Source organism: Streptomyces sp. NPDC055189 (assembly GCF_053606765.1).
Genome location: NZ_JBSGSG010000060.1, coordinates 47,250 through 60,310 on the forward strand (window position 1 = coordinate 47,250; position 13,061 = coordinate 60,310).

Annotated in this window: 10 protein-coding genes; all 10 read left to right on the plus strand. The window is 68.6% G+C overall.

The genetic code is table 11. From position 1 onward, the window contains the following. Positions 1-23: 23 nt before the first annotated feature. The 10 genes from nuoE to nuoN are packed head-to-tail and all read left to right on the plus strand — an operon-like array spanning position 24 to position 13,000. Positions 24-830, plus strand: a complete 807-nt coding sequence (gene nuoE, locus ACWFR3_RS32175) for an NADH-quinone oxidoreductase subunit NuoE (protein ID WP_453738196.1) — start codon at positions 24-26, stop codon at positions 828-830. Then, a complete protein-coding gene (gene nuoF, locus ACWFR3_RS32180; protein WP_453738189.1) occupies positions 830-2,191 on the plus strand; it encodes an NADH-quinone oxidoreductase subunit NuoF in 1,362 nt (453 codons plus the stop codon). Before nuoE ends, nuoF begins: the two co-directional genes overlap by 1 nt. Continuing rightward, complete coding sequence (locus ACWFR3_RS32185) at positions 2,188-4,707, plus strand: NADH-quinone oxidoreductase subunit G (protein ID WP_453738190.1); 2,520 nt, start codon at positions 2,188-2,190, stop codon at positions 4,705-4,707. Before nuoF ends, ACWFR3_RS32185 begins: the two co-directional genes overlap by 4 nt. Next, entirely contained in the window at positions 4,707-6,080 is a 1,374-nt protein-coding gene (gene nuoH, locus ACWFR3_RS32190; protein WP_453738197.1) for an NADH-quinone oxidoreductase subunit NuoH, read from the plus strand. The genes ACWFR3_RS32185 and nuoH overlap by 1 nt, the downstream gene beginning before the upstream one ends. Further along, positions 6,073-6,744, plus strand: a complete 672-nt coding sequence (gene nuoI / locus ACWFR3_RS32195) for an NADH-quinone oxidoreductase subunit NuoI (RefSeq protein ID WP_453738191.1) — start codon at positions 6,073-6,075, stop codon at positions 6,742-6,744. Before nuoH ends, nuoI begins: the two co-directional genes overlap by 8 nt. Next, positions 6,741-7,556 (plus strand): NADH-quinone oxidoreductase subunit J, encoded by an 816-nt coding sequence (locus ACWFR3_RS32200; protein WP_453738192.1) that lies wholly within the window; start codon positions 6,741-6,743, stop codon positions 7,554-7,556. Before nuoI ends, ACWFR3_RS32200 begins: the two co-directional genes overlap by 4 nt. Further along, positions 7,553-7,852 (plus strand): NADH-quinone oxidoreductase subunit NuoK, encoded by a 300-nt coding sequence (gene nuoK / locus ACWFR3_RS32205; RefSeq protein ID WP_249588397.1) that lies wholly within the window; start codon positions 7,553-7,555, stop codon positions 7,850-7,852. Before ACWFR3_RS32200 ends, nuoK begins: the two co-directional genes overlap by 4 nt. Positions 7,853-7,866: 14 nt before the next feature. Continuing rightward, positions 7,867-9,762, plus strand: coding sequence for an NADH-quinone oxidoreductase subunit L (gene nuoL, locus ACWFR3_RS32210; RefSeq protein WP_453738193.1), 1,896 nt, complete (start codon positions 7,867-7,869; stop codon positions 9,760-9,762). A gap of 5 nt (positions 9,763-9,767) precedes the next feature. Further along, the gene (locus ACWFR3_RS32215) at positions 9,768-11,339 is read left to right on the plus strand and encodes an NADH-quinone oxidoreductase subunit M (RefSeq protein WP_453738194.1); all 1,572 of its coding nucleotides are present in this window, start codon (positions 9,768-9,770) and stop codon (positions 11,337-11,339) included. Then, entirely contained in the window at positions 11,336-13,000 is a 1,665-nt protein-coding gene (gene nuoN / locus ACWFR3_RS32220) for an NADH-quinone oxidoreductase subunit NuoN (RefSeq protein WP_453738195.1), read from the plus strand. The genes ACWFR3_RS32215 and nuoN overlap by 4 nt, the downstream gene beginning before the upstream one ends. Positions 13,001-13,061: the final 61 nt, after the last annotated feature.

The following is a 13,061-nucleotide window of genomic DNA, read 5'->3' on the forward strand; positions in this document are numbered from 1 at the left end:
AGGGCACGGGCGTCAGCCTGGGCATGCCCCAACTCCCCGCCCCCGACTTCCCGGCCGACGTACGGGCCAGGCTCGACGCGGACGCCAAGGAGGTCATCTCCCGCTACCCGGACTCCCGGTCCGCGCTGCTCCCGCTGCTGCACCTCGTGCAGTCCGAGGAGGGCCACGTCACGCGCACGGGCATGGCCTTCTGTGCGGAGGTGCTCGGCCTGACCACCGCCGAGGTCACCGCGGTCGCGACCTTCTACACGATGTACCGGCGCAAGCCCTCCGGGGACTACCAGGTCGGCGTCTGCACGAACACGCTGTGCGCCGTCATGGGCGGCGACGCGATCTTCGAACAGCTCCAGGAACACCTGGGCGTCGGCAACGAAGGGACCACAGAGGACGGCAAGGTCACGCTGGAGCACATCGAGTGCAACGCGGCCTGTGACTTCGCTCCCGTCGTGATGGTCAACTGGGAGTTCTTCGACAACCAGACTCCCGAGACGGCCAAGCGGCTCGTCGACGACCTGCGCGCGGGCGTGCAGGTCGAGCCGACCCGCGGCGCCCCCTTGTGCACGTACAAGGAGACGGCCCGGATTCTGGCGGGCTTCCCGGACGAGCGTGCCGGCGCCGTCGAGGCGAGCGGCGGCGCGGGCCCTGCCTCGCTGATCGGACTGCGCCTGGCCAAGGGCGATCTGCCGCAGCCGCGCGTGGTCCACCCGCGCACGGGCGGCCCGCAGGACGAGGTGCCCGCCGAGCACCTCAGCTCGCACGACGCACCGCAGGAGACCTCGGCATCCGACCCGGCCCACCCGGCCGGACCGACCGCCGAGGAGGGGGAGTGATGACCTTGGCAGCCGAGATCGACAACGAGACGAGCCCCGAGAAACTGCTCGCGCCGGTCCTTTCGGCGTTCTGGGACGAGGAGAAGTCCTGGACGCTGGAGACCTACCGGCGGCACGAGGGGTACGAGGGCCTGCGCAAGGCACTGGCCATGGCGCCGGACGACCTCATCGCGTACGTGAAGGACTCCGGTCTGCGCGGCCGTGGCGGCGCGGGATTCCCCACCGGAATGAAATGGCAGTTCATTCCGCAGGGAGATGGAAAGCCGCACTATCTAGTTGTCAACGCCGACGAATCGGAGCCGGGGACCTGTAAGGACATCCCGCTCCTCTTCGCGAACCCGCATAGCCTCATCGAGGGCATTGTGATCGCCTGTTACGCGATCCGTTCTTCGCATGCCTTCATCTACCTGCGCGGTGAAGTCGTCCCCGTGCTCAGGCGGTTGCACGAGGCCGTGCGTGAGGCGAAAGAGGCGGGATTCCTGGGCGAGAACATCCTGGGCAGCGGACTCGACCTCGAACTCACCGTGCACGCGGGCGCGGGCGCGTACATCTGTGGTGAGGAGACCGCGCTGCTCGACTCGCTCGAAGGCCGCCGTGGCCAGCCGCGACTGCGTCCCCCTTTCCCGGCCATCGCGGGCCTCTACGCATGCCCCACTGTTGTCAATAACGTCGAATCCATCGCGTCGGTTCCCGCGATCCTGAATCGCGGAAAAGACTGGTTCAAATCGATGGGGAGCGAGAAGTCCCCCGGTTTCACGCTCTATTCGCTGAGCGGCCACGTCACCAGTCCCGGCCAGTACGAGGCCCCGCTCGGCATCACGCTGCGCCAGCTGCTCGACATGAGCGGCGGGATCAGGGCAGGACACCGGCTCAAGTTCTGGACGCCCGGCGGCTCGTCGACGCCGATGTTCACCGACGAGCACCTCGATGTCCCGCTGGACTACGAGGGAGTGGGCGCCGCCGGGTCGATGCTCGGCACGAAGGCCCTGCAGTGCTTCGACGAGACGACCTGTGTCGTACGGGCGGTCACGCGCTGGACCGAGTTCTACGCCCACGAGTCCTGCGGCAAGTGCACGCCCTGCCGCGAAGGAACGTACTGGCTGGTGCAGTTGCTCCGCGACATCGAGGCCGGCAAGGGCGTCATGGCCGACCTCGACAAGCTCAACGACATCGCCGACAACATCAACGGCAAGTCGTTCTGCGCCCTCGGTGACGGCGCCGCTTCGCCGATCTTCTCCTCGCTCAAGTACTTCCGCGAGGAGTACGAGCAGCACATCACCGGCAAGGGCTGCCCGTTCGACCCGGCCAAGTCGACTCTCTGGGCCGACAGGCCCGCCGCACATTCGGAGGTGAACGCATGACAGTGACCACGAACAGCGCTCCCTCCGGAGGCGGCGAGGCGGCGGTTCCGCCGGAAGATCTCGTGTCGCTGACGATCGACGGCATCGAGATCAGCGTCCCCAAGGGGACGCTGGTCATCCGGGCCGCCGAGCTCCTCGGCATCGAGATCCCCCGGTTCTGCGACCACCCGCTGCTCGACCCGGCGGGCGCCTGCCGCCAGTGCATCGTCGAGGTGGAGGGCCAGCGCAAGCCGATGGCCTCCTGCACCATCACCTGCACCGACGGCATGGTCGTGAAGTCGCAGCTCTCCTCGCCGGTGGCCGAGAAGGCCCAGCGCGGTGTGATGGAGCTGCTCCTCATCAACCACCCGCTGGACTGCCCGGTCTGCGACAAGGGCGGCGAGTGCCCCCTGCAGAACCAGGCGATGCAGGTCGGCGACCCGGACTCCCGCTTCGAGGGCAAGAAGCGGACGTACGAGAAGCCGGTGCCGATCTCCACGCAGGTGCTTCTCGACCGCGAGCGGTGCGTGCTGTGCGCGCGATGCACCCGGTTCTCGAACCAGATCGCGGGCGACCCGATGATCGAGCTGATCGAGCGCGGTGCGCTCCAGCAGGTCGGCACGGGCGAGGGCGACCCCTTCGAGTCGTACTTCTCCGGGAACACGATCCAGATCTGCCCGGTCGGCGCGCTGACCTCGGCGGCGTATCGCTTCCGCTCGCGGCCCTTCGACCTGGTGTCGTCGCCCTCGGTCTGCGAGCACTGCGCGGGCGGCTGCGCGACCCGCACCGACCACCGGCGCGGCAAGGTCATGCGGCGCCTCGCGGCGGACGACCCCGAGGTCAACGAGGAGTGGCTCTGCGACAAGGGGCGCTTCGGCTTCCGTTACGCGCAGAAGCCGGACCGCCTCACCACGCCGCTGGTGCGCAACTCCGAGACCGGTGAACTGGAGACGGCCAGCTGGCCCGAGGCTCTCGAAGCCGCGGCCAACGGACTCGCCGCCGCGCGCGGCCGGGCCGGTGTGCTGACCGGCGGGCGTCTCACGGTCGAGGACGCCTACGCGTACAGCAAGTACGCGCGCGTGGCGCTCGACACGAACGACATCGACTTCCGCGCGCGCGTGCACAGCAGCGAGGAGGCCGACTTCCTCGCCGCACGCGTGGCGGGCCGGGGCCGGGATCTCGACGGCTCCGGAGTCACGTACGCGGAGGTGGAGAAGGCACCCGCCGTCCTGCTCGTCGGACTTGAGTCCGAGGAGGAGGCGCCCGGCATCTTCCTGCGGCTGCGCAAGGCCTGGCGCAAGCACGGCCAGCGGACGTTCTCCCTGGCGACGCACCAGACGCGCGGTCTGGAGAAGGCGGGCGGCACGCTGCTGCCGGCGGCTCCCGGCACCGAGACGGAGTGGCTCGACGCCCTCTCCGGCTCCGGCGGGGTCGGGCTGGAGGGCGAGGGTGCCACGGCGGCCGAGTCGCTGCGCTCCCCGGGCGCGGTGATCGTGGTCGGCGAGCGTCTCGCCTCCGTGGCGGGCGGGCTCACCGCCGCCGTACGGGCCGCGTCCGCGACCGGTGCGCGGCTGGTGTGGATGCCGCGCCGGGCGGGGGAGCGCGGCGCCATCGAGGCGGGCGCGCTGCCTTCGCTGCTGCCCGGCGGGCGGCCTTCCACCGACCCGCGCGCGCGGGACGAGGTCGCCGCCGCCTGGCGCGTCGCCGAACTCCCGCACCGCTACGGCCGCGACACCGGCCAGATCGTCGAGGCCGCCGCGACCGGCGAACTGGGCGCTCTCCTGGTGGCCGGCGTGGAGGTCGCCGACCTTCCCGACCCGGCACGCGCGCGTGAAGCGCTCTCCGAGGTCGGCTTCCTGGTCTCGCTCGAACTGCGGCCCAGTGAGGTCACCGAACACGCCGACGTGGTGTTCCCGGTGGCCGCGGTCGCGGAGAAGCCCGGCACCTTCCTCAACTGGGAAGGCAGGGCGCGGATGTTCGATGCCGCGCTCAAGCCCGACCACATGACACGCACGCTGGCCCCGACGGACGCGCGTGTGCTGCACATGCTGGCCGACGCCGGGGACGTACACCTGGGCCTTCCCGACCTGGCGACCGCCCGGCGCGAGCTCGACCGGCTCGGCGGCTGGGAGGGCACGCACGCCGTGGAGCCCCTGGAGACGGGTGCTCAGCCGCCGAGGCCCGCCTCCGGAGAGGCCGTTCTCGCGGGGCACCGGCTGCTGCTCGACCGGGGCCGTCTCCAGGAGGGCGACGAAGCGCTTGCCGGTACGCGGCACGCGGCGGTCGCCCGGCTCTCGGCGGCCACCGCGGCCGAGGCGGGCGTCAAGGACGGCGACGTCCTGGCCGTCACCGGGCCCGCAGGGGCGAGCGAACTGCCACTCCTGGTCACCGAGATGCCCGACCGCGTGGTGTGGCTGCCGCTGAACTCGACCGGGGGTGGCGTCACTTCCGACACCGGCGCGCGCCCCGGCGATCTCGTCCGCATCGGCCCGGCGCTCCTGCCGGAGCCCTCACAGGCCCCGGAGGTGACGTCGTGATGCACACCGTGGTGCCGCTTGCGGCGGAAGACCTGTCCATGTTCGGCCGTGACCCGTGGTGGCTGGTCGCCGTCAAGGCGGTCTTCTGCTTCGCGTTCCTGATGGTGACGGTGCTCTTCTCCATCGTGTGGGAGCGCAAGGTCGTCGCCTGGATGCAGCTGCGCATCGGACCCAACCGGCACGGCCCCTGGGGCATGCTGCAGTCCCTCGCGGACGGCATCAAGCTGATGCTCAAGGAAGACCTGATCGTCAAGCGCGCCGACAAGGTGGTGTACATCCTCGCGCCGATCGTCGCGGCCATCCCGGCCTTCATGGCGATCGCGGTGATCCCCTTCGGGCCCGCGGGCAACGAGATCTCCATCTTCGGCCAGCGCACGACGATGCAGCTCACCGACCTGCCGATCGCGATGCTCTACATCCTCGCGGTCGCCTCGGTCGGCATCTACGGCATCGTGCTCGCGGGCTGGAGCTCCGGTTCGACCTATCCGCTCCTCGGCGGTCTGCGCTCCTGCGCGCAGATGATCTCGTACGAGATCGCGATGGGCGCCGCGTTCGCCTCGGTGTTCCTCTACTCCGGGTCGATGTCGACCTCGGCGATCGTGGAGGCGCAGGCCGACCGCTGGTACGTCCTGCTGCTGCCCGTCTCGTTCCTGATCTACATCGTGACGATGATCGGTGAGACCAACCGCGCTCCGTTCGACATGCCGGAGTCCGAGGGCGACCTCGTCGGCGGCTTCAACACCGAGTACTCCTCGATCAAGTTCGCGCTGTTCATGCTCGCCGAGTACGTCAACATGGTCACCGTCTCGGCGGTTTCCGTCACCCTCTTCCTGGGCGGCTGGCGGGCCCCGTATCCGATCAGCACCTTCTGGGAGGGCGCGAACCACGGCTGGTGGCCGATGCTCTGGTTCGTGATCAAGGTCCAGCTGCTGCTGTTCTTCTTCATCTGGCTGCGCGGCACGCTGCCACGCGTCCGCTACGACCAGCTGATGAAGCTCGGCTGGAAGGTCCTGATCCCGGTCTCGGTCGTCTGGCTGATGCTCGTGGCGACGGTCAGGGCGATGCGGAACGAGGAGTACGACTTCACCTCGATCGCGCTCTATGTGGGCGGCGGAGTCATCGCCCTCCTGTTGCTCTCCGTCGTCGTCGACATCTTCCGCGACAAGCGCGAGAAAGAAGCGGCAGCCGAGGAGGAGCCGGTCGCCTTCGACCCGATGGCGGGCGGATTCCCGGTCCCGCCGCTGCCCGGACAGAGCCTGCCGCCCGTACCGAGGCGACGTCCGCGCCGTGAGCGCGAGTTGATTGTCAGTGGTGGGCCGGATACTCAAAGTGACGGAACCGGAAGTGACGGAAAGGAGGCGTCCGATGGCTGATCCGAAGAACGAGCCCAACCAGTCGCAGCACGAGTCGAACCAATCGAAGCAGGGGTTCCAGAACCCCGTCGCGGGCTTCGGCGTGACCTTCAAGGCCATGTTCAAGAAGCGGCTGACCGAGCAGTATCCGGAGCAGGAGAAGACCACCGCTCCCCGCTTCCACGGCAGGCACCAGCTCAATCGCCATCCGGACGGCCTGGAGAAGTGCATCGGCTGTGAGCTCTGCGCCTGGGCCTGCCCCGCGGACGCGATCTATGTGGAGGGCGCGGACAACACCGAGGAGGAGCGCTACTCCCCGGGCGAGCGTTACGGCCGCGTCTACCAGATCAACTACGCCCGCTGCATCCTGTGCGGCCTGTGCATCGAGGCGTGCCCCACGCGCGCGTTGACGATGACGAACGAGTTCGAGCTGGCCGACAGCAGCCGCGAGAAGCTCATCTTCACCAAGGAGCAGCTGCTCGCCGGCCTGGAGGAAGGCATGGTCGAGTCACCGCACTCGATCTTCCCCGGCACGGACGAGCAGGACTACTACCGCGGTCTGGTGACGGAGGCCGCGCCCGGCACGGTGCCCCAAGTGGCCCTCTCCAAGGGGGAGACGCCCCAGGAGGCCGCTTCCACCTTCGGGGACTCCGAGCCGGCGTCGGGGGAGGTGATCAACCGATGACCCAACTCGCCGCCTACACCACCTCCACCGGTGAGGCAGTCCAGTTCTGGGTGCTCGGCACGGTCGCCGTGATCGGCGCCCTGTGCACGATCCTCATGAAGAAGGCCGTGCACAGCGCGCTCTGTCTCGCCGGGACCATGATCATCCTGGCGGTCTTCTACCTCGCCAACGGGGCGTACTTCCTGGGCATCGTCCAGGTCGTCGTCTACACGGGCGCGATCATGATGCTCTTCCTCTTCGTGGTCATGCTCGTCGGCGTCACCGCCGCCGACTCCCTGAAGGAGACCATCAAGGGGCAGCGCTGGCTGGCGGGCCTCTGCGGCTTCGGCTTCGCCATCCTGCTCTTCGCGGGGATCGGGAACGCCTCGGTGAACGAATTCACCGGACTCGGCAAGGCGAACGCGGGCGGCAACGTAGAGGGCCTCGCCGAGGCCATCTTCACGAAGTACGTCTTCGCCTTCGAGATCACCGGTGCCCTGCTCATCACCGCCACCGTCGGCGCGATGGTGCTCACCCACCGCGAGCGCACGGAGCGCGCCAAGACGCAGCGCGAGATGTCCGAGGAGCGCGTGCGCTCCAACCACCTCCCGCCGCTGCCCGCCCCCGGCGTCTACGCCCGGCACAACGCCGTGGACGTCGCGGGCCTGCTCCCCGACGGCACCCCCTCCGAGCTCACGGTCAACAAGACGCTGCGTGAGCGCGGCCAGATCCGCGACGTGTCGAACGAGGCACTGGACGATCTGCGGGCCCTGGAGCAGCGCTCCGAGGACCGTCTCGAGCGGTCGTCCAAGACCGAGGAGGCGTCGAAGTGAATCCGGTCAACTACCTGTATCTCGCGGCGCTGTTGTTCTCGATCGGCGCCACCGGCGTGCTGATCAGGCGGAACGCGATCGTGGTCTTCATGTGTATCGAGCTGATGCTCAACGCGTGCAACCTCGCCTTCGTCGCCTTCTCGCGGCTGCACGGCAATCTCGACGGCCAGATCATCGCCTTCTTCACGATGGTCGTCGCCGCGGCGGAAGTCGTGGTCGGCCTCGCGATCATCGTGTCGCTGTTCCGCTCCCGTCACTCGGCCTCGGTCGACGACGCCAGCCTGATGAAGCTGTAAGGGGTCGCTGAAAAGTGGAGAACCTGATCGCGCTGCTCGTGGCAGCGCCTCTGCTCGGAGCGGCCGTACTGCTGTGCGGCGGGCGGCGGTTGGACCGTGTCGGCCACTGGCTCGGCACGCTGCTCGCGGCCGCCTCCTTCGTCGTCGGTGCGGTGCTCTTCGCCGACATGCTGGGCAGGGGCGCCGAGGAGCGCTCCATGTCGCAGCATCTGTTCAGCTGGATCCCCGTGGAGGGTTTCCAGGCGGACGTCGCCTTCCAGCTCGACCAGTTGTCGATGACGTTCGTGCTGCTGATCACCGGTGTCGGCACACTGATCCACATCTACTCCATCGGGTACATGGAGCACGACGAGCGGCGCCGCCGCTTCTTCGGCTATCTGAACCTGTTCCTCGCGGCGATGCTCATCCTGGTCCTCGCCGACAACTACCTCCTCCTGTACGTCGGCTGGGAGGGCGTCGGTCTCGCCTCGTACCTCCTGATCGGCTTCTGGCAGCACAAGCCCAGCGCGGCCACCGCCGCGAAGAAGGCCTTCCTGGTCAACAGGGTCGGCGACATGGGCCTGTCGATCGCCATCATGCTGATGTTCACCACCTTCGGGACCTTCGCCTTCGGGCCCGTCCTGGAGGCCACCGGTGAGACGTCGGAGGGCAAGCTGACGGCCATCGGCCTGATGCTGCTGCTCGCGGCCTGCGGCAAGTCGGCCCAGGTACCGCTGCAGTCCTGGCTCGGCGACGCGATGGAGGGCCCGACCCCGGTCTCGGCCCTCATCCACGCGGCGACGATGGTGACCGCGGGCGTGTACTTGATCGTCCGCTCCGGCGAGATCTTCAACGCCGCACCGGACGCCCAGCTCGTCGTCACCGTCGTGGGCGCGGTCACGCTGCTCTTCGGTGCGATCGTCGGTTGCGCCAAGGACGACATCAAGAAGGCACTCGCCGGGTCGACGATGTCCCAGATCGGGTACATGATCCTGGCCGCGGGCCTGGGCCCCATCGGCTACGTCTTCGCGATCATGCACCTCGTGACGCACGGCTTCTTCAAGGCCGGGCTGTTCCTCGGGGCCGGTTCGGTCATGCACGGCATGAACGACGAGGTCGACATGCGCAAGTACGGCGGCCTCAGGAAGTACATGCCGGTCACCTTCGTGACCTTCGGCCTGGGCTATCTGGCGATCATCGGCTTCCCCGGTCTGTCCGGCTTCTTCTCCAAGGACAAGATCATCGAGGCGGCGTTCGCCAAGGGCGGCACGGAGGGCTGGATCCTCGGCTCGGTCGCGCTGCTCGGCGCCGCGATCACCGCGTTCTACATGACGCGCGTGATGCTGATGACCTTCTTCGGAGAGAAGCGCTGGCAGCCGGACGCGGAAGGCAACGAACCGCACCCGCACGAGTCGCCCAGGTCCATGACGATCCCGATGATCGTGCTCGCCTTCGGGTCGGTCTTCGCGGGCGGATTCTTCAGCATCGGCGACCGCTTCATGCACTGGCTGGAGCCGGTCACCCACCACGACCACGGTGACTCGCCGCTGAGCGCCGCCACGGTCACGGGCGCCACCATGGTGGTCCTGATCATCGGTGTGGCCCTCGCCTACGTCCAGTACGGCCGCCGTCCCGTCCCGGTCACCGCCCCGCGCGGTTCGCTGCTCACCCGGGCGGCCCGGCGCGACCTCCTCCAGGACGACTTCAACCACGTCGTCCTGGTCCGCGGCGGAGAGCACCTCACCCGCTCCCTGGTCTACGTCGACCACACCCTGGTCGACGGAGTCGTCAACGGCACGGCGGCTTCGGTCGGCGGGCTCTCCGGACGGCTGCGCAAGATGCAGAACGGCTATGCCCGCTCCTACGCGGTCTCGATGTTCGGCGGCGTTGCGGTACTCATCGCCGCGACCCTGCTGATGAGGGCGGTCTGATACCGATGTCCTTTCCCCTCCTGACAGCGACGGCGGTCCTGCCCGCGGTCGGCGCGATCGCCACGGCAGCCGTCCCGGCCGCCCGGCGGACCGCCGCCAAGTGGCTCGCGCTGCTCGTCTCGCTCGCCACGCTCGCGCTCGCCGTGACCGTGCTCGTGCGCTTCGACCCCGACGGGGCCCGCTATCAACTGACCGAGTCGCGTGCGTGGATCGCGGAATTCGGGGTGCGCTACGAGCTCGGCGTCGACGGCATCGGTGTCGCCCTCATCGCGCTCACCGCGCTCCTGATCCCCTTCATCGTCCTCGCGGGCTGGCACGACGCCGACCCCCTGGAGACGAAGTCCTCGCGCTGGCGGCCGACTCAGGGCTTCTTCGCCCTGATCCTGGCCGTCGAGGCGATGGTGATCATCTCCTTCGCGGCCACCGACGTCTTCCTCTTCTACATCTTCTTCGAAGCCATGCTCATCCCGATGTACTTCCTCATCGGCGGCTTCGGGGACCGGGCCCACTCGGGCACCGACGAGAACGCCTCGGCGCAGCGTTCGTACGCGGCCGTGAAGTTCCTGCTCTACAACCTGGTCGGCGGCCTCATCATGCTGGCCGCGGTGATCGGGCTCTACGTAGTGGCGGGGAACTTCTCGCTCCAGGAGATCACCGAGGCGAGGGCCAACGGTTCGCTGGAGATGGCGACCAACACCGAGCGCTGGCTGTTCCTCGGCTTCTTCTTCGCCTTCGCGGTGAAGGCGCCGCTGTGGCCGCTGCACACCTGGCTGCCGAACGCGATGGGCGAGGCCACGGCCCCGGTCGCCGTACTGATCACGGCGGTCGTCGACAAGGTCGGCACTTTCGCGATGCTGCGGTTCTGCCTCGGGCTCTTCCCCGAGGCGAGCAAGTGGGCGACTCCGGTCATCCTCGTGCTCGCGCTGATCAGCATCGTCTACGGCGCCCTGCTCGCGGTCGGCCAGCGCGACATCAAGCGCCTGGTGGCGTACGCGTCGATCTCGCACTTCGGGTTCATCATCCTCGGCATCTTCGCGATGACCTCGCAGGGCCAGTCCGGCGCGACGCTGTACATGGTCAACCACGGGATCTCGACGGCCGCGCTGATGCTGGTGGCCGGCTTCCTGATCTCGCGGCGCGGTTCGCGGCTCATCGCGGACTACGGAGGGGTGCAGAAGGTCGCACCCGTGCTCGCGGGCACCTTCCTGATCGGCGGCCTCGCGACGCTCTCACTGCCGGGGCTCGCGCCCTTCGTGAGTGAATTCCTGGTCCTCGTGGGCGCGTTCGCGCGCTATCCGGTGGTCGGGATCATCGCCACCATCGGCATCGTGCTCGCCGCGCTCTACACTCTCGTCCTCTACCAGCGGACGATGACGGGCCCGGTGAAGCCGGAGGTCTCGGCCATGCCGGACCTGCGGGCGCGTGAACTCCTGGTCGTCGCCCCGCTGATCGCCCTCCTGATCGGCCTCGGTGTCTACCCGAAGCCGCTCACCGACCTGGTGAACCCGGCGGTCAAGCACACCATGTCCGACGTACAGCAGAAGGACCCGAAGCCCGACGTGGAGGCGGCCAAGTGAGCGCATCAGCCGTCCACAGCCTGTGGACAATGGCGTCGGCCGCGGCGCCCCAGGACGCGATCGACAAGATCGACACTCCCACCATCGAGTACGCGCAGCTGTCGCCGACGTTGATCGTCATCGGCGCGGCGGTCCTCGGGATCCTCATCGAAGCCTTCGTGCCGCGCAAAGCCCGGTACTACGCGCAGGTGTTCGTGGCCGTCGTCGCCCTCACCGCGGCCTTCGCCGCGGTCGTCGGCCTCGCCGCCACCGGGTACGGCACGACGAAGGCGCACATCGCGGCGATGGGCGCCATCGCGGTCGACGGGCCCGCGCTCTTCCTGCAGGGCACGATCCTCCTCGCGGGGCTCGTGGCGATCTTCACCTTCGCGGAGCGGCGGCTCGACCCGGCGGCACACGGCAATCACGTCGACTCGTTCGCCGCGCAGGCCGGCTCCGTGCCGGGCAGCGAGGGCGAAAAGGCCGCCACGAAGGCCGGGTTCACCACCACCGAGGTGTTTCCCCTCGCGCTCTTCGCGATCGGCGGGATGCTCGTCTTCCCGTCGGCGAACGACCTCCTGACGCTCTTCATCGCCCTTGAGGTCTTCTCGCTGCCGCTCTACCTCCTGTGCGCGCTCGCCCGCCGCAAGCGCCTGATGTCGCAGGAAGCCGCCGTCAAGTACTTCCTGCTCGGCTCGTTCTCCTCGGCGTTCCTGCTCTTCGGCATCGCCCTGCTCTACGGATACGCGGGCTCGGTGTCATACGGCACGATCGCCAAGGTCATCGACGGCAGCGTCCAGGAGGTCAACCCGGCGCTCGCCGACACCATGGGCAATGACGCGCTGCTCCTGATCGGTGCCGCGATGATCGTCATGGGGCTGCTCTTCAAGGTCGGCGCGGTGCCGTTCCACATGTGGACCCCGGACGTGTACGAGGGCGCGCCCACCCCGGTGACCGGCTTCATGGCCGCGGCGACGAAGGTGGCCGCCTTCGGCGCGCTGCTCCGGCTCCTCTACGTGGTCCTGCCGGGGCTGCGCTGGGACTGGCGGCCGGTCATGTGGGGTGTCGTGATCCTCACGATGCTGGCAGGCGCGATCGTCGCGATCACCCAGACCGACATCAAGCGACTGCTCGCGTACTCCTCGATCGCGCACGCGGGCTTCATCCTCGCCGGTGTCATCGCCATGAACCCGGACGGCATCTCGTCGGTGCTCTTCTACCTCGCGGCCTACTCCTTCGTGACGATCGGCGCGTTCGCCGTGGTCACGCTGGTGCGGGACGCGGGCGGCGAGGCCACGCACCTGTCGAAGTGGGCGGGGCTCGGACGGCGCTCGCCGCTCGTCGCCGCCGTCTTCGCCGTCTTCCTGCTCGCCTTCGCCGGCATTCCGCTGACCTCCGGGTTCGCCGGAAAGTTCGCGGTGTTCAAGGCGGCGGCGGAGGGCGGCGCCGGTGCGCTTGTCGTCGTCGGTGTGATCTCGTCCGCGATCGCGGCGTTCTTCTACATCCGCGTGATCGTGCTCATGTTCTTCAGCGAGCCGAAGACGGACGGCCCGACGGTCGCCGTGCCCTCGCCGCTGACGATGACGGCGATCGGGGTGGGCGTCGCGGTGACGCTGGTCCTGGGCGTGGCCCCGCAGTACTTCCTGGATCTGGCGAACCAGGCGGGAGTCTTCGTCCGGTAGGCGCCTGCTCCGGTAGCTCGCCTGTTCTACTCGCCGCCGCCCGGCACCCCGTCCGACAGGG